Source organism: Streptomyces sp. NPDC052496 (assembly GCF_040679095.1).
In the GTDB taxonomy this organism is placed as follows: Bacteria; Actinomycetota; Actinomycetes; order Streptomycetales; family Streptomycetaceae; genus Streptomyces.
Genome location: NZ_JBFAUH010000002.1, coordinates 1 through 25,123, shown reverse-complemented (window position 1 = coordinate 25,123; position 25,123 = coordinate 1). Strand labels below are relative to the sequence as shown.

Below are 25,123 nucleotides of genomic sequence, written 5' to 3'. Positions count from 1 at the left end.
CCTGAGAGAGGGCGGGGAATTCGGCAGAAGGAAGGCGTGCACGGAGAAGCGTTCACGCGTGTCCCCCTTTAAGAGGGGGCACGCGCGTGAACGGTCCGGGGCGTGAACGCCGTGTGCGGTGGCGTGATCGCCTGACCTGGGGTTTCTTGCAGTTCGTGAACGCCGTGATCGGTCCGTGCAGGGGGGCACGCGTACGGTGGGTGTGAACGGTTCCGTGAACGCTTTTTGCGGTCCGGCAGGCGGTTGCAGAGCTGCCTCAGCGGGCGGTCAGTGCGGTGTCCGGCCGGTCACCGAAGTCCGGTCAGTCCCGGTCAGGCCACCGGAACTGACCGGGACTGACCAGGACTGACCGCGGCTGGAAGAGAGCTGACCGCAGGTGCGCCGGATGCGCGCCTGCGGCTTGGTGAGCGGTCGGTTAGACGGTCAAGTCAGGAGACGGCGACCAGGCGGCGGGCCCGGTAAGTGGCCTGCTGACCGCCGCTGGCTCCGCCGGCGGTGCCCTGGGACTTTTCCGCGTGTCCGGCCTGTGCGAGCTGATCCAGCTTGCGGCGGGCCTTCTCCACGTCCGCGCGGCTGGGCTTGGGCTCCTCGGTCAGGTGGGCGGCCAGTTCGCGTGGGGTCAGTCCCTCGGGGCTGGCCTGGAGGAGGGCGAGCGGGTCGAGGGTCTGCTCGACGTAGGAGGTGCCGCGTTGGTGGTTGTGGATGACCGGCAGGGGGCCGATCTCACCGGTCACCATCTTGAGGTGGTGGACCTTGACCGCCGGGTCGCCGGACTCTCCGGCGATGAAGAGCACGCTGCCCGCGCCGGAGGTGAACCACGTCGACCCGTAGACCCGGTCCAGGACAGGGCGCTGGTCACGGGGTGTGTCGCCGGTCCACTTGCGCTGGTGATGCAGCTCCAGGAGCTGGGCACCTTCGCGTAGCGCGTGCTGGCGGGCGTTGTTGTAGGCAATGGCGGCCTCATCCTCGGTCAGGCGGCTGACCGCATCCTTCAGGCTGTCGATCACAACCGTGTCGGCCTGGTGGGCAGCGGCCAGTTCGGCGAGGAGGTGGGGATCCTTGTCGAGCGTGGTGGGCAGCGGGCCGGACCACACCCGAAGCCGGTCGCGCAGCGTCGGCTCATCCTTGGGCCCCAGATGGCGCGCCAGGGCCTTGGCGATCTGCGGTGGTCGGTCCATGGCGAGATAGAGGACGCGCCGGCTCTCGGCGACAGGGAGATCCAGTACGGCGGCGTACACGCCGAGCCGAGCCAGGATGACCTGATGGGCGAGCGTGGTCTTGCCGACACCTGGCGGCCCCACGATCATCAGGCTCTCGCCCGCCGCCCAAGCGGTCTGCTCCGGAGTGCCCCACAGCGGCTCGGTCTCCGCACCGGTATCGGTGACGAACGTCCAACCGTCCGAGACGTACCGGTCCAGACGCGAGGTACCGGCGTTTCGGGCACGCTCACGCTCGGTGCGAAGCGTCTCCTCCAAGGCCGTGTGGAGCTCTTCCGGGTCACTGCCCGGATCGCTTGCGAGCTGGGCGGCGCGCAGACCGGCGCTCTGTACGCGGCGAAGCCGTGCCGTGCGCGCCACGATGTCGGCGTAGTAGCCGGCGCTGCCGGACGCCACGCTTGCGTGCGCCAGCGCGTGGACGGCGCTCGCGCCGCCGACCCGTATGAGGTCGCCCTGGCGCTGGAGCAGGTCGGACACGGCAATGGGGTCGGACGGATTTCCCTGCTGATGGAGCTGGAGCAGAGCGCACCAGATCGTCTCGTGGGCAGGGCGGTAGAAGTCTGTGCCGTCGAGCAGTTCGCGCACGTCGGCGATGCTCTCGGCGTGGTGCATGCAGGTTCCGAGCACGACCCGTTCGGCATCGGCGTCGTGCGGGGGTGCCTGCCCTCCGGCGTCTGCGGGCTCGGGTGACGGACCCGGGAGAGGGGCCGTAGGGTGGGGCACAACAGGTCCTCACCGGTGGTGCGGGGCGGGCAAGGCCCCGCACCACCTCAGGTTCGTTCAACAGTGGGCGATCTCGTGGGACTTCGGACGGCCTTCGGTGTTGGTGCACCGGAGGCCGTTGCCATGTCCGGGATCAGGGCTTCTCATGCGGCCCATCCCCACTGCCGCGGGCCCTGCTCCAGCAGCTGCCGATCGAAGCGGGCGAGCTCGGCCTCGCTGTAGAGCACGCGACGGCCCACCTTCACGCCACGCGGTCCGTACCCCTGGTGTCGCCAGTACCGCACGGTGCTGGCTGCGGTGCGGTAGCGCTCGGCGACCTCGGCGGTGGTCAGGTAGCGGCCCATCTTTCCCTTTCGAGTTGCGAGCAAGTCGATATGCATAGGTGTACCTGACGGGCGGCAATTAGGCAAACGGGAGAGGCTTTGGTTCAATCGGGATAGCGATGGTGAGAGACGGAAGAGAGGGAGGTCGGCATGACCACACCGCCCATCGGTGAAGGGGTACCGCTGCTCTACAGCGAGGGAAACGCGGCCGAGCGGGTAGCCCTGGAGCGCGAGGTCAGAGGGTGGAGCACGACCGAGCTCGCCGCCCGGATGACCGAGGCCGGCGTCCCCATGAACCAGACCGCGGTCTGGCGCATCGAGAACGGCACACCGCGACGGAAGATCACCCTCGACGAGGCCCTCGGCTTCGCCCGCGTCTTCGAGCTACCGCTGGAAGAGCTGATGTCCCCGCCCCAGGAAGGGCTCGACATCGAAGGAAGGCGGTGTGTCCAAGAAGCCGTGGATGCGTTCTACAAGGCTCGCGACGCGCAGGACCACCTGCACCAGGCGGTCGTCCTGGCCGCCGAATACATCCGGGCCCACCCCGACAGCTCGGCCGCGTTCCACAAGCAGTGCCTCCGCCTCGCGGGCGAGGAACGCGACGCTCGCGCTCTCACCCAGTACATCGAGGACGGTGGCTACTACCACCACAACTGACCCGCCCCAAAGGAGAACGACTTGGCGAACATTCAGAAGCGCCCTAACGGCAAATGGCGCGCCCGCTACCGCGACCTCGACGGCAAGGAGCACGCTCGCCACTTCGACCGCAAAGTCGACGCCCAGCGGTGGATCGATGAGGTCACGGCCAGCGTGATCACGGGTCAGTACGTCGACCCGCGGTCGGCCAAGACGCCGTTCAGGGAGTACGCGGAGAAGTGGCGGGCGAGTCAGCCGCACCGGCCCTCGACGGCCAAGGCCGTGGCCCAACACCTGCGTTGCTACGTCTACCCGATCTGGGAGAAGCGGGCTCTCGGCGCCATCAAGCCCGGTGACATACAGACGTGGGTCACCAGCCTGACGACCACTCACAAGCTCGCGGCGAGCACCTCACGGACCGTCTTCAACACGGTCAACTCGGTCTTCCGCGCGGCGGTTCGCGACCGCATGATTCCCCATAACCCGTGTGCGGAGGTGAAGCTGCCCGCCGTGCCCCGGAAGAAGGTGGTGCCCCTGGCGGTCGAGCAAGTGCGGACGCTGGCCGAGGCGGTGCCCGCCCGCTACAAGGGGCTCGTGCTGCTAGGCGCCGCCACCGGACTCCGGCCTGGCGAACTCTTCGGCCTTCAGCTCCAGCACGTCGACCTGCTGCATGCGACCGTCTCGGTCGAGCAGCAGATCCAGCAGACGGCGAAGCACGGGGTGTACGTCGGGCCGCCGAAAACCGCGCGGTCGTATCGCACCGTCCCGCTGCCGAGGGTGGCGGTCGACGCCGTTGAAGCCCACCTGCGGGACTTTCCGGTCGACGGACCGGAAAGCTGGGTCTTCACTGCACCGCAGGGCGGTCCCGTGGTCTACACGCACTTCATGGACGGGGCGTGGCGGCCCGCCTGCGCAAAGGCCGGCATACCGAAGGGCACCGGGCCCCACGCCCTCCGGCACCACTACGCGAGCCTGCTGATCAAGCACGGTGAGTCGGTGAAGACCGTCTCCGAGCGCCTCGGCCACACCAATGCGGCCATGACGCTGAACATCTACACCCACCTGTGGCCCGACTCCGAGGAGCGGACGCGGGCGGCGGTCGACAAGGCGTACGCGGACCGATCCGACACGGGCGCGGAGCAGGCCGCCGAAGCGGCGTAGCCACTCCCCCACGCCACTCCCCCACGCGCTGACCTACGTCAGCACCCTGCGGACTCTGTGCGGACCACAAAGGCCGCCCAACCCACTCCCCCGCAGGTCAGACGGCCTTCCACAAGATCGATCAGACGTTGAAGCGGAACTCCACCACATCCCCATCCTGCATCACATAATCCTTGCCCTCCATGCGCGCCTTGCCTGCCGCGCGGGCTTCGGCCACGGATCCCGTCTCCACCAGGTCGTCGAAGGAGATGACCTCGGCCTTGATGAAGCCCTTTTGGAAGTCGGTGTGGATGACGCCGGCTGCTTCGGGGGCTGTGGCGCCCTTTTTGATGGTCCAGGCGCGGGTTTCCTTGGGGCCGGCGGTGAGGTAGGTCTGGAGGCCGAGGGTGTTGAAGCCTACGTGGGCGAGGGTGGCGAGGCCGGGTTCTTCCTGGCCTACGGACTGGAGGAGTTCGAGGGCTTCTTCCTCGTCGAGTTCGGCGAGGTCGGCTTCCAGTTTGGCGTTGAGGAAGATGGCTTCGGCGGGGGCGACCAGGGCGCGCTGTTCGGCCTTGAAGTCCTCGTCGGTCAGTTCGTCCTCGTCGACGTTGAAGACGTAGAGGAAGGGCTTGGTGGTGAGGAGGTGGAGGTCGTGGAGGAGCTCCTCGTTGCCGGAGCCCTGGACGATGCCCTGCGAGAAGAGGGTGTCGCCCTTTTCCAGGATGGCCTTGGCCTCTTCGACCGCCTTGACCTTCGGGGCGACGTCCTTCTTGATGCGCGACTCCTTCTGGAGGCGCGGCAGGACCTTCTCGATGGTCTGGAGGTCGGCGAGGATCAGCTCGGTGTTGATGGTCTCGATGTCGTCCTTGGGCGAGACCTTGCCGTCGACGTGGACGACGTTCTCGTCCTTGAAGGCGCGGATGACCTGGCAGATCGCGTCGGACTCGCGGATGTTCGCCAGGAACTTGTTGCCCAGGCCCTCGCCCTCGGAGGCGCCGCGGACGATGCCCGCGATGTCGACGAAGTCGACGGTGGCCGGGAGGATCTTCTGGGAGTCGAAGATCTCGGCCAGCTTGGCGAGGCGGGGGTCGGGGACGCCGACGACGCCGACGTTGGGCTCGATGGTGGCGAACGGGTAGTTGGCCGCCAGCACGTCGTTCTTGGTCAGGGCGTTGAACATGGTCGACTTGCCGACATTCGGCAGACCGACGATTCCGATCGTGAGCGACACGGTGGCGACTTCCCGGAGAGGATCGAGTGGACTGGGCGACGGTGCGTACGGCCCGCTGCGGGGCCGGGGCGGCCGTAGGCGCCGTGTGGTCCGTGGGGACCGGTCGTCCAGTCTACGGGGCGCGGGAGCAGGCCGGGCGGGGGCGGGTCCGCGTACGGTGCGTTACGGCCGTGGGGTGATTTGTACGCCGAATGGTCCGGTCAGGTCAGTCAAAACGCGTGTCCTGTAACCGGTTGATCCCACTTGGCGGCCTACCGTTGCCGAGTGGAGCAACACAGAGCGCGCAGCCCCCAGCAGAGTCCGCCCCGGACCGGCCGTCCGGCAGCGGGCCAGGACGCACGGCTCCCCCGCCCCGCGGAGGCCGTGCCGCCGAACGCTCCGGGAGCCCGGGACGCCCGGGACGCCCTGAACGCGGCGGGCACCCCAGGAGCCCCCCGGGCCCCGGGAGCCCCAGGCGCCCCGCGCGGGCCAGGAGCGGGCGGGCTCGGCGCGGAGAGCACGACCGTCTACCGTGTCCGCGCGCGCCGGCGCGGGCCGCTGGCTCCGTTGGGGGCGGCGGTCGAGCGGCTGCCCGCGCCCCGGCTCACGGGCCTGGGCTGCGGCCTGCTCGGCACCCTCGCCCTGTTCGCCTTCGCCTTCTTCGACCGGCTGCTGTTCGACAGCGCGCCCACGCCCTACGGGGTCTTCTTCGTGCTGGTGAGCGTGTGCGCCGGGCTGTGGGTACGGCCGTACGACCTGATCACGGCGCCGGTCGCGCTGCCCATCGCGTATACCGTCGGGACCGTACCGATCAGCCATGACACGGGCGGCTTCGGCGGACTGCTGATGGGCGTCTTCACGGTGCTGGCGACGCAGGCGGGCTGGCTGTACGCCGGGACGCTGGCCTGCGCGCTGATCGTCTTCGTACGCAAGGCGGCGGCCCTGGCGCGGCGGCAGGCCGAGCGGCACGCGGAGCGTAAGGCGGAGCAGCATGCCGCGCGGCACGGTGAGCGGCAGGCCGAGCGGCAGGCGGCTCGTGCGGCGGGCCGGAGACCGGCCGCGGGGAAGAGCGCGGGGAGCGCGCCGGCCGCTGGTGCCACGCCGGAGCGCGGGCGCGGGCGGGGAGAGCAGGGCCCCGGGCCGGGGCAGCGTCCCGGGCTGGCCCAGGGGGCGCGCCGCCCCAGCCGTACGCCCGGGCAGGCCGCCGGCCAGCGGGCGGGTCAGGTCAGGGATCGGCCGGCCAGCCGACCTGCGACGTAGCAGCGCCGGGGCCACCGGGAGCATCGGAAGCTTCCGGGACGGTGGCCGCCGGGCCCGCCGACGCGCCCGCGCCGGCGGGGGCCGCCGCACCGTCCCGGGACGCGGCCCGCGCGGCCATCGCGGCGCCGACGATGCCCGCGTTGTTCTGCAGCTGCGCCGGCACGATCTCCGCCCGGATCCCCTCGATCAGCGGCAGGAACTTCGCCGCCTTGCGGCTCACCCCGCCGCCGATCACGAACAGCCGGGGCGAGAAAAGCATCTCCACGTGGGCGAGGTACTTCTGCACCCGGTGCGCCCACTGCTGCCAGCTCAGTTCCTCGTCGTCCTTGACCTTGGTGGACGCCCGCTTCTCCGCGTCGTGGCCGTGCAGCTCCAGGTGGCCCAGCTCGGTGTTGGGCACGAGCTTGCCGTCGGTGAAGACGGCACTGCCGATGCCGGTACCGAAGGTGAGCACGACGACCGTGCCCCTGCGCCCCCGGCCCGCACCGAAGTGCATCTCGGCCAGGCCCGCCGCGTCCGCGTCGTTGAGGACCGTCACCGGGCAGCCGCCCGTGTCGTCGCCGAGCCGGCCGGCCAGCAGCGCGGCGGCGTTCCGGTCGATCCACGCTTTGTCGACATTGGCCGCCGTACGGGTGACGCCGTCGGTCACCACCCCGGGAAATGTCGCGCCGACCGGCCCCGACCAGCCGAAGTGCTCCACGACCTGCCGGACGCAGTCCGCGACCGCGTCCGGGGTCGACGGATGCGGGGTCAGGACCTTGAACCGCTCGTCCGCCAGGTCACCGCGCTCCAGGTCCACCGGAGCGCCCTTGATGCCCGACCCGCCGATGTCCACACCAAAGACCTTCATGCCTAGAGGCTAGGCGGGGTCGGGCCGGTTCACCCCTCGACTTTCGGGTTCGTTGGATCGGGGTGCGCCCGCCCGGGCGGACCCGGGCGGTGCGCCTCTCAGCTCTCGGTGGCGGCCTTGGCCTCGGAGCGCAGGTCCCGGCGGAGCTCCTTGGGCAGGGAGAAGGTGATGGACTCCTCGGCGGCCTTGACCGTCTCCACGTCCTCGTAGCCGCGCTGGGCGAGCCAGTCCAGTACGCCGTGCACGAGGACCTCGGGGACGGAGGCGCCGGAGGTGAGGCCGACGGTGGTCACGCCCTCCAGCCAGCTCTCGTCGATCTCCTCCGCGCCGTCGACCAGGTGGGCGGCGCGGGCACCGGCGCCGAGGGCGACCTCGACGAGGCGGACCGAGTTCGAGGAGTTCTTGGAGCCGACGACGATGACCAGGTCGGCCTCGGCGCCCATCTGCTTGACGGCGGTCTGGCGGTTCTGCGTGGCGTAGCAGATGTCGTCGCTGGGCGGGGAGAGGAGGTTGGGGTAACGGCCCTTGATGGCGTCGACCGTCTCCATCGTCTCGTCGACCGAGAGGGTGGTCTGGGAGAGCCAGACGACCTTGTCGGGGTCGCGGACCTCGATGTTCGCCACGTCGTCGGGGCCGTCGACCAGGGTGATGTGGTCGGGGGCCTCGCCGCTGGTGCCGATGACCTCTTCGTGGCCCTCGTGGCCGATCAGGAGGATGTCGAAGTCCTCCTTGGCGTACCGGACGGCTTCCTTGTGGACCTTGGTGACCAGCGGGCAGGTGGCGTCGATGGTGGCGAGCTTGCCGCGCTTGGCCTCGTCGTGGACGACCGGGGCGACGCCGTGCGCGGAGAAGATGACGATGTTGCCCTCGGGCACCTCCGCCGTCTCGTCGACGAAGATGGCGCCCTTCTTCTCCAGGGTCTTCACGACGTACTTGTTGTGCACGATCTCGTGGCGCACGTAGACGGGCGCGCCGTACTGTTCCAGGGCTTTCTCGACGGCGATGACGGCACGGTCCACGCCCGCGCAATAGCCGCGGGGCGCGGCGAGCAGGACCCGGCGGCGGTCCTCGCCGCGTGAGACGTCTCCGTCCTGGGCGGTGGCGGGCGACGGGCTGGGCGTAGCAGCAGTCATACGATCCATCGTACGGGCCCGGCTTCGGGGTACGTGATCTGCCGGGGCGCGAGGGAGTGACCGCGGTCGGGGGTTCGCGGAGGTGGCGCGCCGGGCGTGCCCGCCCGCCGAAAGCGTGCCCGCCCCGTTCCTGGCGCGTCCATCCCGCCGCCGGCGCGGTCTTGCCCGAAGCTGGAGGGCAGCCGACGATCATTGTCGGCCCGTACGTCCCCTGCCGAGGTGTCCGTCATGACCGCACCGTCCGAGCCGAACCCGTCCTCCCCGCCGTCCTCCGGCGCGTCCACCGCGCCCGCCGCGCCCGGTGGCGGTGAGCTCCGGCGCACGTTGTCCTTCCGGGACCTGGTCGTCTACGGGCTGCTGTTCATCGCCCCGATGGCGCCGGTCGGGATCTTCGGCACGCTCCAGGCCAAGTCGCACGGGGCGATCACCATCGTCTACCTCGTGGCCACGGTCGCGATGGCCTTCACCGCGTACTCGTACGCGCAGATGGTGCGGGTCGCCCCGCAGGCCGGTTCGGTCTTCACGTACGCGCGGGCCGGGCTCGGCGACGGCGCGGGGTTCATCGCGGGGTGGCTGGCGATGCTCGACTACCTGCTGATCCCGGCGGTGGCGTACCTCTTCTCCGGTATCGCCATGCACGCGCTGGTGCCGTCCGTGCACCAGTGGGTGTGGACGGCGCTGGCGGTGGTCGTCACCACGCTGCTGAACCTGCTGGGAGTACGGACGGCGGCGGTGGCCGGCTTCGTGGTGCTGGCGATGGAGCTCGTGGTGCTGGTGGTGTTCGTGGTGACGGCGGTGTGGGTGCTGGTCACGGAGGGAGCGCAGCGCGGCTGGGCGGAGCCGCTGACCGGGGAGGGGACGTTCTCCACGAGCGCGGTGCTGGCGGCGGTGTCGGTCGCGGTGCTGTCGTACCTGGGGTTCGACGCGATCGCCTCGTTCGCGGAAGAGGCGACGGGGGGCGGGGTACGGGTGGCGCGGGCCGTGCTGACCTGCCTGGTCGTGGCCGGTGTGCTGTTCGCCGTACAGACGTACCTGGCGGCGCTGCTGGCGCCGATGTCGGCGGCCGAGCTGGCGGCGAAGCCCGCCGGGCAGGGCGACGCCTTCTACACGACGGCGGACGCGGCGGCCGGTGAGTGGCTGCAGAAGCTGGTGGCGGCGAGCAAGGCGATCGGCGCGGCCTTCGCGGCGCTGGCGGGGCAGGCGGCGGCCGGGCGGCTGCTGTTCGCGATGGCGCGGGACCGGCGGCTGCCGGGCGCGATGTCCAAGGTGGACGCGGGCAGCGGGGTGCCGCGGCGGGCGCTGCTGGGCGCCGCGGTGGTGACGCTGGTCGCGGCGGTGTGGGCGGCCCGCCGCGACGACGGTCTGGACCACCTCTCCTCGATCGTCAACGTGGGCGCGCTGACCGCGTTCGGGCTGCTGCACGCCTCGGTGATCGGCTGGTTCTGGGTACGCAAGCGGGCCGAGCGGCCGCATGTGGTCAAGCACGTGCTGGTGCCGGTGCTGGGTCTGGGGGTGGTGGTCGCGGTCGTGGTGGAGGCGTCCAGGACCGCGCAGATCGTGGGCGCGGTGTGGCTGGTGGTGGGGCTGGTGGTGCTGGGGGTGCAGTACGGGCGGCGGAGGGGCGGGCCGGCGGCCGGCTGACGTCGCGGCCGGCCGTACGGGCGCGGAGCCGCGCGCCCAGGCGCTGTCGGCGCGGAGCCGCGCGCCCAGGCGCTGTCGGTGGCGGGCTATACGCTCGTGGCATGAGTGTGAGGACGTCTGCGGAGGCGCCGATCCCCGTCGGCGAGGTGTCGCGGCTCATCGGGGGGTGGATCGACCGGCTGGGGGCCGTCTGGGTCGAGGGGCAGATCACCCAGTTGTCCCGGCGGCCGGGCGCCGGCGTGGTCTTCCTGACGCTGCGCGATCCGTCGTACGACATCTCGGTGAGCGTGACGTGCTACCGCCAGGTCTTCGACAAGGTCGCGGACGTGGTCAGCGAGGGCGCGCGCGTCGTCGTGCACGCCAAGCCGGAGTGGTACGCGCCGCGCGGCCAGCTCTCGCTGCGGGCCGCCGAGATCAAGCCGGTGGGCGTCGGTGAGCTGCTGGCGCGGCTGGAGCAGCTGAAGAAGTCCCTCGCCGCCGAGGGCCTGTTCCGGGCCGAGCGCAAGCGCGGGCTGCCGTTCCTGCCGCAGCTGATCGGCCTGGTGTGCGGCCGGGCCAGCGCCGCCGAACGGGACGTCCTGGAGAACGCCCGGCTGCGCTGGCCGGCGGTCCGCTTCGAGGTGCGCAACGTACCGGTGCAGGGCGTGCACGCGGTACCGCAGGTCATCGAGGCGGTCAAGGAGCTGGACGCGCTGCCCGAGGTCGACGTGATCATCGTGGCGCGTGGCGGCGGCAGCGTGGAGGACCTGCTGCCGTTCTCGGACGAGCAGCTGGTACGGGCCGTGGGCGCCGCCCGTACGCCCGTCGTCTCCGCGATCGGCCACGAACCGGACTCCCCGCTGCTGGACCTGGTCGCCGACCTGCGGGCCTCGACCCCGACGGACGCGGCGAAGAAGGTCGTACCGGACGTCGGCGAGGAGTTCGCCCGTATCCAGCAGCTGCGGGAGCGGGCGCTGCGCGCGGTCAGCGGCTATCTGGACCGCGAGGAGCGGGGCCTGGCGGCAGCCCTGAGCCGGCCCTCGATGGAGCGGCCCCACCGGATGGTCGAGGAGCGTGACGACCAGGTCACGGCCCTGCTGGAGCGCGGCCGGCGCACTCTGGGGCACCTGCTGGACCGTGCCGACTCGGAGCTGTCGCACACCCTGGCGCGGGTCGTCGCCCTCTCCCCCAAGGCGACCCTGGAGCGGGGTTACGCGGTGCTCCAGAAGCCGGACGGCTCGGCCGTCCGCTCGCCCGGCGAGGTCGCGCCGGACGAGGAACTGCGCGCCCGGGTCGCCGAGGGCGAGTTCCGGGTACGGGCGTCCGGCGCGCCGTCCGATGTCACACCCCCGGAATAGGGTGGGAAGCATGGCGAAGGCGAAGACGGACGACAGCACGGTGGTGGACGGCGCGGCGGACGCGGCGCAGCCGCAGGATTCCGCGCTCGGGTACGAACAGGCCCGGGACGAGCTGATCGAGGTCGTCCGCAGCCTGGAGGCCGGCGGGACCACCCTGGAGGAGTCCCTCGCGCTGTGGGAGCGCGGCGAGGAGCTGGCGAAGGTCTGCCGCCGCTGGCTGGACGGGGCGCGGGCGCGGCTGGACGCGGCGCTGGCGGAGGAAGAGCCGGACGAGGACACGGCCGAGTAGCGGCCGGACGGCGGTCCGGGCCGAGCAACGGACCGGACCGGACGGCGAACCGGACCGGACAGCGAACCGAGCCGGACGGTGAACCGAGCCGGACAGCGGACCGGGCCCCGGCCGGGCCGGGCAACGGACCGGACCGACCCGCACCGCCCTTCCCGCACCATCCCACGCCGCCCCCTCACCCCTCACCACCCCCACCCCCTTGTGAATCAGGTCACCATTCCCCCGTATTAGTTGAAACTTAATCTACCTTGGTTACAGTTGATGACGAACACGGAAAACCCGACTTACGAGGTGCCCTCATGTCTCTCGCGCTCGACGCCGCCGCCCAGGACCTCCTCTTCCGCGAGGCCCAGACCGCCAACACGTTCACGGACGAGCCGGTGACGGACGAGCAGGTGCAGGCCATCTACGACCTGGTGAAGTTCGCCCCCACGGCCTTCAACCAGTCGCCGCTGCGCATCACCATGGTCCGCTCCACGGACGCCCGTGAGCGCCTGGTGCAGCACGCGATGGGCGCCAACGGCCCGAAGACGCTGAGCGCGCCGCTGACCGTGATCCTCTCCACGGACCTGGACTTCCACGAGAAGCTGCCGACGCTGTTCCCGCACGCCCCCGGCGTCAAGGACATGTTCTTCTCCGAGGCCGCCGCCCGCGAGGTGGCCGGCGTCCAGAATGCGACGCTGCAGGCCGGTTACTTCATCCTCGGCATCCGCGCGGCCGGCCTGGCCGCCGGTCCGATGACCGGCTTCGACTTCGGCGCCGTCGACAAGGAGTTCTTCGGCGACGGCAAGCAGAAGTCCTTCATGGTCATCAACATCGGCAAGCCCGGCGCCGACGCCTTCTTCCCCCGCTCGCCGCGGCTGAGCTTCGACGAGGCCGTCACCACCGTCTGAGCCTCCGCGCCCGTACACGACGAGGCCGCCGCACGCCTGCCGGGTGCGGCGGCCTCGTCGTACGCGGGAAAGGTGCGGCGGCCTGGTCGTACGCGGGCAGCACGCCTGGCGTCAGTCCTTCTTCGACTCCAGCGACGCCGCCAGATCCGCCAGCCGTCCGTACGGGGCGGTGCCGGTGAGGACGGTGGTGACGCCGTCCTCCTCGCGCACCAGCGCGCGGTACTTCTCACCCTTGTAGCGGTCCCACTTCACGCCGCCGACGGCCTGCTTGCCCGCGGCCTTCTCCGCGCCCAGCGTGACGTCCTGGATGAACTTCTTCGCGGGCGCGTCGCTCTGCTCCAGCGCCGCGTACTCCTGCTCCGGGTCGAGGAAGCCCAGGTGCCAGGCGCCGCCCTTGCTGTCCTTGCTCGCCTTGTACGAGACGGAGGTGGCGCGCCAGCCCTCGGGCAGCCCCTTGGGGGCGGCGACCGGGTACGGCGCGGCGCGCCGGGCGGTCGCGAGTTCCACGCGGTAGTCGACCGTCTTGACCGCGTTCACCTCGGCGGTCCTGCTGTCGTTGTGCGGGATGAAGAGATAGATGCCCGCGACGAGGGCGCCGATCACCGCCATCGACAGGACCATGTCCCGAACCGTCTGCTTGCCTCGCATACCTGCCACCTCTCCATGGTCCCCCATGCCCGGCTCCGCGAAGACACGCCCCCTGCCGAAGTCACGCCCCCTGCCATCGGGCCGTCCGCCGCCCGCCCTGGGGCGCCTGCCGCCTGCCGGGCGGGGACACACCCGCATGGCTCCTTGTCGCCGCTCATGCGTAGGGCCCGCTGCTCATTTTGGCGACGTACCGATAAAGTCATAGCCACCCTCACCATTCCGGCCGTCGCCGTACAGAAAGGTGCGCTCGATGACCGAGCATCATCTGCCGTCCCAACTAGAGGTCAGCCCCGAGGCTCCCGACCGCAACCTCGCACTGGAGCTCGTCCGGGTGACCGAGGCCGGAGCCATGGCCTCGGGCCGCTGGGTCGGGCGCGGCGACAAGAACGGCGCCGACGGCGCCGCCGTCAAGGCCATGCGCGCCTTGATCCACACCGTCTCCATGAACGGCGTCGTGGTCATCGGGGAGGGCGAGAAGGACAACGCCCCGATGCTCTACAACGGCGAGCGGGTCGGTGACGGCACCGGAGCCGAGTGCGACGTGGCCGTGGACCCGGTCGACGGGACGACGCTGACCGCCAAGGGCATGGCCAACGCCGTCTCCGTGATGGCCGTCGCCGAGCGCGGCGCGATGTTCGACCCGTCCGCGGTCTTCTACATGGACAAGCTGGCGACCGGCCCCGAGGCCGCCGACTTCGTCGACATCACCGCGCCGGTCGGCGTGAACATCCGCCGGATCGCCAAGGCCAAGAAGTCCGCCGTCGAGGACGTCACCGTCGTCATCCTGGACCGGCCGCGCCACGACGGCCTGGTCAAGGAGGTACGGGAGGCCGGCGCCCGGATCAAGTTCATCTCGGACGGCGACGTGGCCGGCGCGATCATGGCGGCCCGCGAGGGCACCGGCGTCGACCTGCTGCTGGGCATCGGCGGTACGCCGGAGGGCATCATCGCCGCGTGCGCGCTGAAGTGCCTGGGCGGCACCCTTCAGGCCAAGTTGTGGCCGAAGGACGACGAGGAGCGGCAGCGGGCGATCGACGCCGGGCACGACCTGGACAAGGTGCTGCAGACCGACGACCTGGTCCGCGGCGACAACGTCTTCTTCGTCGCCACCGGGATCACCGACGGCGACCTGCTGCGCGGGGTGCGCTACCGCGCCGAGACCGCCACCACCTCGTCGCTGGTGATGCGGTCGAAGTCCGGCACGATCCGCCGGGTCGACTCCGAGCACCGGCTCTCCAAGCTGCGTGCGTACAGCTCGGTCGACTTCGAGCGTCCCAACTAGGCCGCGACCTGCACAAACGCTCGGGCCGGGACTCCGCCGTCTTGTTCGGCGGGGCCCCGGCCCGTCACGCGTGCCGGCCGCACCGGCCGCTCAACCGGCGGCCTGCATACGGGCCGTGCGCGGCAACTCGCTCTCCCGGCGCCGGCGGCGGGCCAGGACGACCCGGCGCTCGGCGGCGGTCAGGCCGCCCCACACTCCGTAGGGCTCCGGCTGCATGAGGGCGTGCTCCCGGCACTCGATCATCACCGGGCAGCGGGCACAGACCCGCTTGGCGGCTTCCTCCCTCGCCAGGCGCGCGGCGGTCGGTTCCTTGGACGGTGCGAAGAACAGGCCCGCCTCGTCACGGCGGCACACCGCCTCCGCGTGCCAGGGACCGGCCTCTTCGCGAGAGGGAACCCGCTGGGGCGGAACAACTGCGGTGTCCTGCAGAGGCTGATGCGGTAGCAGCACGGTCTACTCCTGACGACGGCTTCGGCGAAGAGTCACCCTTGCCCGTCTCGCTGCGCACGACTTTTCGCACCCCGCAGCCGTACGAGAGACGATGCACCAGCCCTACCCGCTGTACGCGTGCTTATGCACACGGTTGCGAACGGCCGCCGAGCAGTGCGGACGCGCCGCGGAAACACCGCCTCCGGGCCGGGGCACCGCCGTCGCGCCGCCGGCCCGTCGGCCCGTCAGTCGCGGGGGCCGCCGTGCCACCGCGCGTGCCGCTCGCGCCGCTCGTCCCGGCGGTGTTCGAACCGCTCCCGACGCCGGTCGTACCGGTCCCAGCGCTCGTCGCTCCGCTGCTCCTGCCACGCGCGCCGGGCGCCCCGCAGGTCGTCGCGCAGGTCGCGCAGCCACTTGCCGCGCTTGGGCTTCGCCTCGACGCTGCCGAGCACCGCGTAGCCGTTGACGACGACGACCGGCGCTTCGGTGTCCACCGACTCGTTGGTCTCGACCTCGAAGGCGCCGAGCACGCCGGAACCGCTGCTGCGCAGGGTGACGTTCTCCGGCACCCGGATCTCCACGCTGCCGAAGATCGCGGTGACGTTGATCTGGACCCGCTGCTGCTGGAAGATCCCCTCGGTCAGGTCGATCTCCACGCTGCCGAAGACCGCGACGGCGTTGATCCGGCCGGGCACCCGCCAGCGGCCCTTGCGGGTCGAGGCGCTGAAGATCGCGACCATGGTCTGGTCCGGCAGCGCGCCGCCCGGCTCCGCCTCGTACGCGGTGGCCGCGGGGCGGGGGGCGCCGCCCTCGGCGGGCAGATCCCGTATCAGCGGCTCCAGTTCCCCCATCGTCTTGGCGCGGTAGACCAGGTCGATGCGTTCGGAGTGCTCCTCGGCGTCCAGCCGCCCCACCGCCAGCGCCTCGCGCAGGATCTCCGCGATCCGGTCCCGGTCGGCGTCGGAGGCCCTCAGCTCGGCCTCGGCCACGGGCTTGGTCAGGTTCACCGGCTGCTGGGCTCGCTTGGCGAGCGGCGATTCGTCCACAGGGGGCAGCCTACCGAAACGCGATAGATCGCGACTAGGGGATGAACGGCCCCGAAACCGTTCCGAGTGAGCCTTACCTCACAGCGGCGACCGCGAGCGGGGGTTCTACGCTGGTCAGGCGCTGCCGCAGCCGTCAGCCGAAATCCACCGCCGAGTGAGGAATGGCCCCTGATGTCCCCCGTCTCCCACCCAGACCGCCCGGCATTTGCCTATACCGACCTGCTCCCCGTAGGCGAGGACAACACCCCCTACCGCCTGATCACTTCGGAGGGTGTGAGCACCTTCGAGGCCGACGGGCGCACGTTCCTCAAGGTCGAGCCGGAGGCGCTGCGCAAGCTGGCCGCCGAGGCGATGCACGACATCTCGCACTATCTGCGGCCGGCCCACCTCGCGCAGCTGCGCCGCATCCTGGACGACCCCGAGGCCTCCGCCAACGACCGCTTCGTGGCGCTGGACCTGCTGAAGAACGCGAACATCGCGGCGGCGGGCGTACTGCCGATGTGCCAGGACACCGGCACCGCGATCGTCATGGGCAAGCGCGGGCAGAACGTGCTGACCCAGGGCCGCGACGAGGAAGCCCTGTCCCGCGGCATCTATGACGCGTACACGCAGCTGAACCTGCGGTACTCCCAGATGGCCCCGCTGACCATGTGGGACGAGAAGAACACCGGCTCCAACCTGCCGGCGCAGATCGAGCTGTACGCCACCGACGGGGACGCGTACAAGTTCCTGTTCATGGCCAAGGGCGGCGGCAGCGCCAACAAGTCCTTCCTCTTCCAGGAGACGAAGGCCGTGCTCAACGAGGCGAGCATGATGAAGTTCCTGGAGCAGAAGATCCGATCGCTGGGCACGGCCGCGTGCCCGCCGTACCACCTGGCGATCGTCGTCGGCGGCACCAGCGCCGAGTACGCGCTGAAGACCGCGAAGTACGCCTCCGCGCACTACCTGGACGAGCTGCCCGCCGAGGGCTCCCCCACCGGCCACGGCTTCCGGGACAAGGAGCTGGAGGAGAAGGTCTTCGAGCTGACGCAGAAGATCGGCATCGGCGCGCAGTTCGGCGGCAAGTACTTCTGCCACGACGTACGCGTGGTCCGCCTGCCCCGGCACGGCGCGTCCTGCCCGGTCGCCATCGCGGTGTCCTGCTCCGCGGACCGCCAGGCGGTGGCGAAGATCACCGCCGAGGGCGTCTTCCTGGAGCAGCTGGAGAAGGACCCGGCGCGCTTCCTCCCGGAGACGACCGAGGAGGAGCTGACCGAGGGCGCGGGCCCGGACCTCGACGCCGTACGCGTCGACCTGAACCAGCCGATGGACGCCATCCTGGCCGAGCTGACCAAGCACCCGGTCAAGACCCGCCTCTCGCTCACCGGCACGCTGGTGGTCGCCCGCGACATCGCGCACGCGAAGATCAAGGAGCGGCTGGACGCGGGCGAGGAGATGCCCGAGTACCTGAAGAACCACCCGGTGTACTACGCGGGCCCGGCGAAGACCCCCGAGGGCTACGCGTCCGGCTCCTTCGGCCCGACCACGGCCGGCCGGATGGACGCGTACGTCGAGCAGTTCCAGGCGGCGGGCGGCTCGAAGGTCATGCTGGCCAAGGGCAACCGCTCCCAGCAGGTCACCGACGCGTGCGCCGCGCACGGCGGCTTCTACCTGGGCTCGATCGGCGGCCCGGCGGCCCGCCTGGCGCAGGACTGCATCAAGAAGGTCGAGGTCCTCGAATACGAGGAGCTGGGCATGGAGGCGGTCTGGCGGATCGAGGTGGAGGACTTCCCGGCGTTCATCGTCGTGGACGACAAGGGCAACGACTTCTTCCAGGACCCGGCGCCCGCTCCGACGTTCACCAGCATTCCGGTGCGGACCGCCTGACGGCCGCGCCGCCCCGGACGGCCGTACGCTCCGCGCGTACCGCCTGACGGACGAAACGTGCCGGTGCCCGGGAACAGAATCACGGTTCCCGGGCACTGACACAGGTATGAGCGACAACGGCCTGAGCGGCGAGAACGGCGAGTACCGGACCGAGCACGACTCGATGGGCGAGGTGAAGGTGCCCGCCCGGGCGAAGTGGCGGGCGCAGACCCAGCGCGCGGTGGAGAACTTCCCGGTCTCCGGGCAGCGCCTGGAGCGGGCGCACATCGAGGCGCTGGCCCGGATCAAGGCCGCGGCGGCCAAGGTGAACGCCGAGCTGGGGGTGGTGGACGAGGACATCGCGCGGGCGGTCCAGGAGGCCGCGGCCGAGGTCGCCGACGGCCGCTGGGACGACCACTTCCCCGTCGACGTCTTCCAGACCGGCTCCGGCACGTCCTCCAACATGAACACCAACGAGGTGCTGGCGACCCTCGCCACCGAGCGGCTGGGCCGTGCCGTGCACCCGAACGACCACGTCAACGCCTCCCAGTCGTCCAACGACGTCTTCCCCTCCTCGATCCACATCGCGGCGACCGCGGCCGTCACCCACGACCTGATCCCCGCGCTGGAGCACCTGGCGGCCGCCCTGGAGCGCAAGGCGGAGGAGTTCAAGGAGGTCGTGAAGTCGGGCCGTACCCACCTCATGGACGCCACGCCCGTCACCCTCGGCCAGGAGTTCGGCGGCTTCGCGGCGCAGGTCCGCTACGGGGTGGAGCGGCTGCGCTCGGCGCTGCCGCGGCTGGCCGAACTGCCGCTGGGCGGTACGGCGGTGGGCACCGGCATCAACACCCCGCCCGGCTTCCCCGCCGCGGTGATCGCCGAGGTGGCGCGGACGACGGGGCTGCCGCTGACCGAGGCGCGCAACCACTTCGAGGCGCAGGGCGCGCGGGACGCGGTCGTGGAGACCAGCGGACAGCTGCGCACCATCGGCGTCGGCCTGACGAAGATCGCCAACGATCTGCGGTGGATGTCCTCGGGGCCGCGCACCGGCCTCGCCGAGATCAACCTGCCCGACCTCCAGCCCGGTTCGTCGATCATGCCGGGCAAGGTCAACCCGGTCATCCCGGAGGCGGTGCTGATGGTGGCCGCGCAGGTCACCGGCAACGACGCGACGGTGGCCGCGGCGGGCGCGGCCGGCAACTTCGAGCTGAACGTGATGCTGCCGGTCATCGCGAAGAACGTGCTGGAGTCGGTACGGCTGCTGGCCAACGTCTCGCGGCTGCTGGCGGACCGTACGGTCGACGGGATCACCGCGAATGCCGAACGGGCCCGTGAGTACGCGGAGTCGTCGCCCTCGGTCGTCACCCCGCTCAACAAGTACATCGGGTACGAGGAGGCCGCCAAGGTCGCCAAGAAGTCGCTGGCCGAGCGCAAGACGATCCGCGAGGTGGTCATCGAGTCCGGCTACGTCGGCCAGGGGCTGCTGACGGAGGAGCAGTTGGACGAGGCGCTGGACGTACTGCGCATGACACATCCGTAACGGTCCGTGCGGCTTCCGTCACAGCCAGGGCACCGGCGCGCCACTAAGATCTGCGCATGACAGCGGACATGGTGGAGACGAGGAAGGGCGCCGCCGGGGCGAAGGGCAGGCGGGCCGCCGCGGACGGGCCGGGGCGCTGGGCGCCCGGGGACCAGATCCTGTGGCGTTACCGCGACAACGCCGGTGACGGTATCCACATCTGCCGTCCGATGACCGTCGTACAGGACACCGACGAGCTGCTCGCGGTGTGGATGGCCCCCGGGACGCCCTGCGTCAAGCCGGTGCTGGCCGACGGGACGCCCGTCCACCGCGAGCCGCTCGCCAGCCGCTACACCAAGCCGCGGCGCACCACCCGTGACCAGTGGTTCGGCACCGGGGTGCTGAAGCTGGCCCGGCCGCACGACCCCTGGTCGGTGTGGCTCTTCTGGGAGCCCGGCTGGCACTTCAAGAACTGGTACGTGAACCTGGAGGAGCCGCGGCGCCGTTGGGCGGGCGGCATCGACTCCCAGGACCACTTCCTGGACATCTGCGTCTACCCGGACCGGCATTGGGAGTGGCGCGACGAGGACGAGTTCGCGCAGGCGCAGCGGGACGGGCTGATGCCGTCCGCGCTGGCGGCGGACGTACGGGCGGCGGGCCGCGCGGCGGTCGAGCACATCGCCGCGTGGGGGGTGCCGTTCGGGTCCGGGTGGGAGGACTGGCGGCCGGACCCGGCGTGGGAGGTGCCGGGGCTGCCGGAGGACTGGGACCGGGCCGGGCCCGGCGCGCGGGAGTGAACGGGACGCCCGCCGGACGGGCCGGTCGCACGGGGCGGCTCCGGGCGCACCGGTGAGCGGGAAAGGGCGCGGCGTGGCGTGCGAGTGAGCCCCCTTGATGCGCCCCTGGGGATCAACCGTAGGATCGTCCTCCACAAGACTGCACAGGCGTAACTCAAGACTGCACGGAACTGCACGGACGTGGCTCCCGAGGCGGAGCCCCGAACTTGACCGCGGTCGCAGGAGAGGCGAGGTCGTGAGCGCTGAAGGCTACGACGGATATGAGGGCCTGAACGGGTTAGTCCTGGACCGGGCGGGTCAGGCGGAGGCGTTCGACGCGATCGGCGACCGCTACGACGAGGCCTTCCCCCACAAGGACGGTCAGCTGGCGGCCGGCGCCCGGCTGGCGGCCGCGCTGCCCGCCGGGTCGCGGGTGCTGGACGTCGGCTGCGGTACGGGCGTGCCGACGGCGCGTCAGCTGGCCGACGCGGGCCACACGGTCGTCGGTGTGGACCTCTCCCCCTCCATGGTCGCGCTGGCCCGGGACAACGTCCCGGCGGCACGGTTCCACCGGCTGGACGTCGCCGACCTGCGCGACGAACGGCTCGGCGGGCCGGGCTCCTTCGACGGGGCCGTCGCCTTCTTCTCGCTGCTGATGCTGCCCCGCGCGGAGATCCCGTACACCCTGCGGATGCTGCACGGCCTGCTGCGGCCCGGCGGGCTGCTGGCCCTGTCGATGGTCGAGGCCGATCTGGACCACTGCCCGATTCCGTTCCTGGGCAGCACGATCCGGGTATCGGGTTACCTGCGGGACGACTTGCGCCAGGTCGTGCACGACGCGGGCTTCGAAGTCACCGGGGAGGACTCGTATGCGTATGCCCCGGCCAGTACGGACACCCCACCCGAGATCCAGCTCTTCCTGCACCTGCGACGCGCTTGAGACGCGGCGCGCCACGCGCGCAGCCCCGGACGGATGGAATCCCACGCGTGACGGAGCACCCGACCTCCCACGAACCGCGACAGGCGGTCCCGCCTGCCGCGTCCCCGGCGGCCCCGGACCGGGGCCTGCCCGGGCCGGCGCCGTACGCGGCGGCCGCCGAGCCCCGCGGTCTCCCGGGGCAGCCCACGGCCGGCGGGCCGGCCGAGGTGGCTGACATGTCTGCCGCGGCCCCGCGCGGTGACGATTCTGCTGCGTGCGCCGCGGACGGCGGCCCGGCGGACGCCGGGGCCGGGCGGCCCCGGCCGCGCCCCGAGGAGACTCCCGGGGTGCCGCCGCCCGCCGCACCGCACAGCGTCCCGGTGGAGACCGGCGCGCGCGGTACGGCGGCCGGGCGCGCCCCCGAGCAGGCCGGCGGCCCGGACGCGCCGCCCGCCCGTTCCGCGCACCCCGCGCAGCCCGCCGAGAGCGCCGAGCTGCTGGCGGCGCGTCAGGCGGGCGGCGACCGGCTGCGCTTCATCGGCGCGGCCACCCGGCGGATCGCCCGCGGCATAGACCTCGACGAGATCGTGCTGGGGCTGTGCCGGGCGACGGTGCCGACGTTCGCCGACGCGATCCTGGTCTACCTGCGCGATCCGCTGCCGGTGGGTGACGAGCGGCCGACCGGCCCGGTGGTACTGCGGCTGCGCCGTACCGACCGGATTCCCGAGGAGCCGGACACCAACGGCGGGCGGCTGCCGATGCTGCCCGCGCAGCCGGACCTGAGCCCGGCGATGGGCGGCAGCGCCGCTGAGCTGTCCGAGGTGCTGCCGGGCGGGCCGCTGGCGGAGGTGCTGCGGGGCGTGCGGCCGCTGTTCGGCGAGGTGCAGGCGGCGCGTGCCGCGCTGCCCGAGCTGCTCGGTCCGCTCACGCACCTGCCGGCCGGGCACCGGGTGATCCTCGCGCCGCTGCGCGGCCGCCGCCGGGTGATCGGCGCGGCGGTCTTCCTGCGCCGCCCGGACCGCCCGGCCTTCGAGGCGGACGACCTGCTGGTGGCGGCGCAGCTGGCCACGCACACGGCGCTGGGCGTGGACAAGGCGGTGCTGTACGGGCGCGAGGCGTACATCGCGGACGCGCTGCAGCGCACGATGCTGCCGGACTCGCTGCCGCAGCCCACCGGCGTCCGGCTGGCCAGCCGCTATCTGCCGGCCGCCGAGACGGCGCGGGTGGGCGGCGACTGGTACGACGCGATCCCGCTGCCCGGCAGCCGGGTGGCGCTGGTCGTCGGTGACGTGATGGGCCACTCGATGACCTCGGCGGCGATCATGGGCCAGCTGCGGACCACCGCGCAGACCCTCGCCGGGCTGGACCTGCCGCCGCAGGAGGTGCTGCACCACCTCGACGAGCAGGCGCAGCGGCTCGGTTCGGACCGGATGGCGACGTGCCTGTACGCGGTCTACGACCCGGTGGCGCACCGCATCATGGTCGCCAACGCCGGGCACCCGCCGCCCGTGATGCTGCACCGCGGCGGGCGCGCGGAGGTGCTGCGGGTGCCGCCGGGCGCGCCGATCGGTGTGGGCGGGGTGGACTTCGAGGCGGTGGAGCTGGACGCGCCGGCGGGCGCCACGCTCGTGCTGTACACGGACGGCCTGGTGGAGTCCCGGATCCGGGACGTGTGGACCGGCATCGAGCAGCTGCGGGAGCGGCTGACCGAGACGGCCCGGCTGACCGGGCCGAACCCGCCGCCGCTGGAGCCCCTGTGCGACGAGGTGCTGGACATGCTCGGTCCCGGTGACCGGGACGACGACATCGCGCTGCTGGCGGCCCGCTTCGACGGGATCGCGCCGAGCGACGTCGCGTACTGGTACCTGGACCCGAAGGCGCAGACCGCCGGGCAGGCGCGCCGGCTGGCCCGCAGGGCGCTGTCCCGGTGGGGCCTGGAGGAGCTGACCGACCAGCTGGAGCTGCTGGTCAGCGAGGTGGTGACGAACGCGGTGCGGTACGCGGAGCGGCCGATCACGCTGCGGCTGCTGCGCACGGACGTGCTGCGCTGCGAGGTCGGTGACGACGTGCCGCAGCTGCCCCGGCTGCGGCAGGCCCGGCCGTCCGACGAGGGCGGACGCGGCCTGTACCTGGTCAACCGGATGGCCCGGCGCTGGGGCGCGACGCGCCTGAGCACGGGCAAGGTGGTGTGGTTCGAGCTGTCCATGCCGTTCGGGGGCGTCTCGTAGGCAGCGGTCCGAGCCCGTCGTCGTACGCGGCCGCCGGGGCGCCACGGGGCGTACCGGCGGCCGGACTTCGTCTCGAACCGGACGGCGTCCAACGGTTGCCGACACCGCGTCGGCGGAGTTGACTTCTCGGTGGACAGGGACTGACGACCCCACCACCGGGAGGCGCTCCGCCATGACCAGCTCCGCGCACGACGTCCCGCGTACGACGACCAACGCCGGCGTCCCGGTCGAGAGCGACGAGTACTCGCTCTCGGTGGGCTCCGACGGTCCGCTGCTGCTCCAGGACCACTACCTCATCGAGAAGATGGCCCAGTTCAACCGGGAACGGGTGCCGGAGCGGGTGGTGCACGCCAAGGGCAGCGGGGCGTACGGGTTCTTCGAAGTGACCAACGACGTCAGCCAGTTCACCAAGGCGGACCTCTTCCAGCCGGGGCGGCGCACGGAGATGCTGGCCCGCTTCTCGACGGTCGCGGGCGAGCAGGGTTCGCCGGACACCTGGCGTGATCCGCGCGGCTTCGCGCTGAAGTTCTACACCGAGTACGGCAACTACGACCTGGTGGGCAACAACACGCCCATCTTCTTCGTGCGGGATCCGAGCAAGTTCCAGGACTTCATCCGTTCGCAGAAGCGGCGCCCGGACAGCGGGGTGCGCGACCACGACATGCAGTGGGACTTCTGGACGCTGTCGCCGGAGACGGCGCACATGGTCACCTGGCTGATGGGCGACCGGGGCATCCCGAAGACGTACCGGCACATGAACGGTTACGGCTCGCACACGTACATGTGGGTCAACGGCGGCGGCGAGCGGTTCTGGATCAAGTACCACATCAAGACCGACCAGGGCATCGACTTCCTGACGCAGGAGGAGGCGGACCGGCTCGCGGGTGAGGACGGTGACCTGCACCGGCGCGATCTGTACGAGTCGATCGCGGCCGGGGACGCGCCGTCGTGGACGATGTACGTCCAGGTGATGCCGTTCGACGACGCGCCGGACTACCGCTTCAACCCGTTCGACCTGACGAAGGTGTGGCCGCACGGTGACTATCCGCTGATCGAGGTCGGCCGGATGACGCTGGACCGCAATCCGCAGGACTTCTTCGTCCACATCGAGCAGGCGGCGTTCGAGCCGTCCAACATGGTGCCGGGCATCGGCCCGTCGCCGGACAAGATGCTGCTGGGCCGGCTGTTCTCCTACCCGGACACCCACCGCTACCGCATCGGCCCGAACTACGCGCAGCTGCCGCCCAACCGCCCGCACTCGGTGGTCACCTCCTACGCGAAGGACGGGCCGATGCGCTACGAGCCGTCCCGTGCGGCGGCGGTGTACGCGCCGAACTCGTACGGCGGTCCGGCGGCCGACACCCAGAACTTCGGCGACCCGGCGGGCTGGCACGCGGCGGGCGAGATGGTGCGCGAGGCGTACAAGCTGCGCCGTGACGACGACGACTGGAGCCAGGCGGGCACCCAGGTACGCCAGGTGCTGGACGACGCGGCGCGCGGGCGGCTGGTCGACAACGTGGCCGGGCACCTGTCGAAGGGCGTGAGCCGGCCGGTGCTGCTGCGCGCCCTCCAGTACTGGCGCAACGTGGACAAGGCGCTCGGCGACCGGATCGCCGCGCGCTTCAACGGCGGCTGAGCCGCGCGGCCCGGGCGCCGTGCGAAAGGGCCGTGGGGGCCCCCCGGGGCGGGGGCGCCGGCCCCGGGGGGGGGGGGGCGGCGGGCGCGCGCGGGGGGCGGGCGCGCCCCGGGCGCGGGGGGGGGCGGGGGCCGCCGGGACCG

General features: G+C 71.6%; 22 protein-coding genes. 14 read left to right on the top strand and 8 right to left on the bottom strand.

The genetic code is table 11. The annotated features are described in order from the left end of the window. Positions 1-428: 428 nt before the first annotated feature. Positions 429-1,940: a DnaB-like helicase N-terminal domain-containing protein gene (locus AB0L45_RS03580; protein WP_365835696.1), complete on the bottom strand. Its 1,512-nt coding sequence runs from the start codon at positions 1,938-1,940 to the stop codon at positions 429-431. A gap of 143 nt (positions 1,941-2,083) precedes the next feature. Beyond that, on the bottom strand, positions 2,084-2,320 hold the full coding sequence (locus AB0L45_RS03575; RefSeq protein ID WP_365835694.1) for a helix-turn-helix domain-containing protein: 237 nt from the start codon (positions 2,318-2,320) through the stop codon (positions 2,084-2,086). Positions 2,321-2,413: 93 nt separating this feature from the next. Between AB0L45_RS03575 and AB0L45_RS03570 the strand changes: the two genes are divergently transcribed. Together AB0L45_RS03570 and AB0L45_RS03565 are read left to right on the top strand one after the other, a co-directional pair. After that, a complete protein-coding gene (locus AB0L45_RS03570; RefSeq protein ID WP_365835692.1) occupies positions 2,414-2,920 on the top strand; it encodes a helix-turn-helix transcriptional regulator in 507 nt (168 codons plus the stop codon). 21 nt (positions 2,921-2,941) lie between these two features. Beyond that, complete coding sequence (locus AB0L45_RS03565) at positions 2,942-4,060, top strand: site-specific integrase (protein ID WP_365835690.1); 1,119 nt, start codon at positions 2,942-2,944, stop codon at positions 4,058-4,060. A 121-nt stretch (positions 4,061-4,181) separates the two neighbouring features. On the opposite strand, the gene ychF is transcribed toward AB0L45_RS03565, so the two are convergent. Further along, positions 4,182-5,270, bottom strand: coding sequence for a redox-regulated ATPase YchF (gene ychF / locus AB0L45_RS03560; protein ID WP_365835688.1), 1,089 nt, complete (start codon positions 5,268-5,270; stop codon positions 4,182-4,184). Positions 5,271-5,534: 264 nt separating this feature from the next. Between ychF and AB0L45_RS03555 the strand changes: the two genes are divergently transcribed. Then, a complete protein-coding gene (locus AB0L45_RS03555) occupies positions 5,535-6,509 on the top strand; it encodes a DUF6542 domain-containing protein (protein WP_365835686.1) in 975 nt (324 codons plus the stop codon). Here AB0L45_RS03555 and ppgK read toward each other — a convergent pair. Together ppgK and AB0L45_RS03545 are read right to left on the bottom strand one after the other, a co-directional pair. Next, positions 6,475-7,359, bottom strand: a complete 885-nt coding sequence (ppgK, locus tag AB0L45_RS03550) for a polyphosphate--glucose phosphotransferase (RefSeq protein WP_365835684.1) — start codon at positions 7,357-7,359, stop codon at positions 6,475-6,477. The two genes, AB0L45_RS03555 and ppgK, sit on opposite strands and share 35 nt — an antisense overlap. 98 nt (positions 7,360-7,457) lie before the next feature. After that, the gene (locus AB0L45_RS03545) at positions 7,458-8,501 is read right to left on the bottom strand and encodes a 4-hydroxy-3-methylbut-2-enyl diphosphate reductase (protein ID WP_365835682.1); all 1,044 of its coding nucleotides are present in this window, start codon (positions 8,499-8,501) and stop codon (positions 7,458-7,460) included. A 219-nt stretch (positions 8,502-8,720) separates the two neighbouring features. Between AB0L45_RS03545 and AB0L45_RS03540 the strand changes: the two genes are divergently transcribed. The 4 genes from AB0L45_RS03540 (at position 8,721) to AB0L45_RS03525 (ending at position 12,652) form a co-directional block, all read left to right on the top strand. Next, positions 8,721-10,133, top strand: coding sequence for an APC family permease (locus AB0L45_RS03540; protein ID WP_365835680.1), 1,413 nt, complete (start codon positions 8,721-8,723; stop codon positions 10,131-10,133). A 101-nt stretch (positions 10,134-10,234) separates the two neighbouring features. Continuing rightward, positions 10,235-11,470 (top strand): exodeoxyribonuclease VII large subunit, encoded by a 1,236-nt coding sequence (xseA, locus tag AB0L45_RS03535; protein WP_365835678.1) that lies wholly within the window; start codon positions 10,235-10,237, stop codon positions 11,468-11,470. Positions 11,471-11,480: 10 nt separating this feature from the next. Continuing rightward, a complete protein-coding gene (locus AB0L45_RS03530; RefSeq protein WP_365835676.1) occupies positions 11,481-11,759 on the top strand; it encodes an exodeoxyribonuclease VII small subunit in 279 nt (92 codons plus the stop codon). A 299-nt stretch (positions 11,760-12,058) separates the two neighbouring features. After that, the gene (locus AB0L45_RS03525) at positions 12,059-12,652 is read left to right on the top strand and encodes a malonic semialdehyde reductase (RefSeq protein ID WP_365835674.1); all 594 of its coding nucleotides are present in this window, start codon (positions 12,059-12,061) and stop codon (positions 12,650-12,652) included. Positions 12,653-12,763: 111 nt separating this feature from the next. On the opposite strand, the gene AB0L45_RS03520 is transcribed toward AB0L45_RS03525, so the two are convergent. Next, positions 12,764-13,273 carry a DUF4245 domain-containing protein gene (locus AB0L45_RS03520; protein ID WP_365836331.1) on the bottom strand — a complete coding sequence of 170 codons (510 nt, stop codon included), beginning with the start codon at positions 13,271-13,273 and terminating at the stop codon, positions 12,764-12,766. A gap of 277 nt (positions 13,274-13,550) precedes the next feature. On the opposite strand from AB0L45_RS03520, the gene glpX reads away from it, so the two are divergent. After that, positions 13,551-14,582 (top strand): class II fructose-bisphosphatase, encoded by a 1,032-nt coding sequence (glpX, locus tag AB0L45_RS03515; protein WP_365835672.1) that lies wholly within the window; start codon positions 13,551-13,553, stop codon positions 14,580-14,582. A gap of 90 nt (positions 14,583-14,672) precedes the next feature. On the opposite strand, the gene AB0L45_RS03510 is transcribed toward glpX, so the two are convergent. Together AB0L45_RS03510 and AB0L45_RS03505 are read right to left on the bottom strand one after the other, a co-directional pair. Then, entirely contained in the window at positions 14,673-15,032 is a 360-nt protein-coding gene (locus AB0L45_RS03510) for a WhiB family transcriptional regulator (RefSeq protein WP_365835670.1), read from the bottom strand. A gap of 224 nt (positions 15,033-15,256) precedes the next feature. Further along, on the bottom strand, positions 15,257-16,018 hold the full coding sequence (locus AB0L45_RS03505; protein ID WP_365836329.1) for a DUF1707 domain-containing protein: 762 nt from the start codon (positions 16,016-16,018) through the stop codon (positions 15,257-15,259). Between the two features lie 210 nt (positions 16,019-16,228). Here AB0L45_RS03505 and AB0L45_RS03500 point away from each other — a divergent pair, with 210 nt between their 5' ends. The 6 genes from AB0L45_RS03500 (at position 16,229) to AB0L45_RS03475 (ending at position 24,980) form a co-directional block, all read left to right on the top strand. After that, positions 16,229-17,923 (top strand): fumarate hydratase, encoded by a 1,695-nt coding sequence (locus AB0L45_RS03500; RefSeq protein ID WP_365835668.1) that lies wholly within the window; start codon positions 16,229-16,231, stop codon positions 17,921-17,923. 106 nt (positions 17,924-18,029) lie between these two features. After that, positions 18,030-19,442 carry a class II fumarate hydratase gene (locus AB0L45_RS03495; RefSeq protein ID WP_365835666.1) on the top strand — a complete coding sequence of 471 codons (1,413 nt, stop codon included), beginning with the start codon at positions 18,030-18,032 and terminating at the stop codon, positions 19,440-19,442. Positions 19,443-19,510: 68 nt separating this feature from the next. Further along, positions 19,511-20,218: a DUF402 domain-containing protein gene (locus AB0L45_RS03490; protein ID WP_365836327.1), complete on the top strand. Its 708-nt coding sequence runs from the start codon at positions 19,511-19,513 to the stop codon at positions 20,216-20,218. A gap of 235 nt (positions 20,219-20,453) precedes the next feature. Next, positions 20,454-21,137, top strand: coding sequence for a class I SAM-dependent methyltransferase (locus tag AB0L45_RS03485; RefSeq protein ID WP_365835664.1), 684 nt, complete (start codon positions 20,454-20,456; stop codon positions 21,135-21,137). Positions 21,138-21,352: 215 nt separating this feature from the next. Then, positions 21,353-23,344, top strand: a complete 1,992-nt coding sequence (locus AB0L45_RS03480) for a SpoIIE family protein phosphatase (protein WP_365835662.1) — start codon at positions 21,353-21,355, stop codon at positions 23,342-23,344. Positions 23,345-23,516: 172 nt separating this feature from the next. After that, complete coding sequence (locus tag AB0L45_RS03475) at positions 23,517-24,980, top strand: catalase (RefSeq protein ID WP_365835660.1); 1,464 nt, start codon at positions 23,517-23,519, stop codon at positions 24,978-24,980. The last annotated feature ends 143 nt before the right edge of the window (positions 24,981-25,123 follow it).

What these genes read in the sequence shown, in the direction of transcription:
- AB0L45_RS03570 (WP_365835692.1), top strand. Translation starts at nt 2,414, where the DNA reads ATGACCACACCGCCCATCGGTGAAGGGGTACCGCTGCTCTACAGCGAG.
- AB0L45_RS03495 (WP_365835666.1), top strand. Translation starts at nt 18,030, where the DNA reads ATGAGCGACAACGGCCTGAGCGGCGAGAACGGCGAGTACCGGACCGAG.
- xseA (WP_365835678.1), top strand. Translation starts at nt 10,235, where the DNA reads ATGAGTGTGAGGACGTCTGCGGAGGCGCCGATCCCCGTCGGCGAGGTG.
- AB0L45_RS03520 (WP_365836331.1), bottom strand. Translation starts at nt 13,273, where the DNA reads ATGGTCCTGTCGATGGCGGTGATCGGCGCCCTCGTCGCGGGCATCTAT.
- AB0L45_RS03480 (WP_365835662.1), top strand. Translation starts at nt 21,353, where the DNA reads ATGTCTGCCGCGGCCCCGCGCGGTGACGATTCTGCTGCGTGCGCCGCG.
- AB0L45_RS03500 (WP_365835668.1), top strand. Translation starts at nt 16,229, where the DNA reads ATGTCCCCCGTCTCCCACCCAGACCGCCCGGCATTTGCCTATACCGAC.
- AB0L45_RS03530 (WP_365835676.1), top strand. Translation starts at nt 11,481, where the DNA reads ATGGCGAAGGCGAAGACGGACGACAGCACGGTGGTGGACGGCGCGGCG.
- ppgK (WP_365835684.1), bottom strand. Translation starts at nt 7,359, where the DNA reads ATGAAGGTCTTTGGTGTGGACATCGGCGGGTCGGGCATCAAGGGCGCT.
- AB0L45_RS03545 (WP_365835682.1), bottom strand. Translation starts at nt 8,501, where the DNA reads ATGGATCGTATGACTGCTGCTACGCCCAGCCCGTCGCCCGCCACCGCC.
- glpX (WP_365835672.1), top strand. Translation starts at nt 13,551, where the DNA reads ATGACCGAGCATCATCTGCCGTCCCAACTAGAGGTCAGCCCCGAGGCT.
- AB0L45_RS03575 (WP_365835694.1), bottom strand. Translation starts at nt 2,320, where the DNA reads ATGCATATCGACTTGCTCGCAACTCGAAAGGGAAAGATGGGCCGCTAC.
- AB0L45_RS03540 (WP_365835680.1), top strand. Translation starts at nt 8,721, where the DNA reads ATGACCGCACCGTCCGAGCCGAACCCGTCCTCCCCGCCGTCCTCCGGC.
- AB0L45_RS03490 (WP_365836327.1), top strand. Translation starts at nt 19,511, where the DNA reads ATGGTGGAGACGAGGAAGGGCGCCGCCGGGGCGAAGGGCAGGCGGGCC.
- AB0L45_RS03475 (WP_365835660.1), top strand. Translation starts at nt 23,517, where the DNA reads ATGACCAGCTCCGCGCACGACGTCCCGCGTACGACGACCAACGCCGGC.
- AB0L45_RS03525 (WP_365835674.1), top strand. Translation starts at nt 12,059, where the DNA reads ATGTCTCTCGCGCTCGACGCCGCCGCCCAGGACCTCCTCTTCCGCGAG.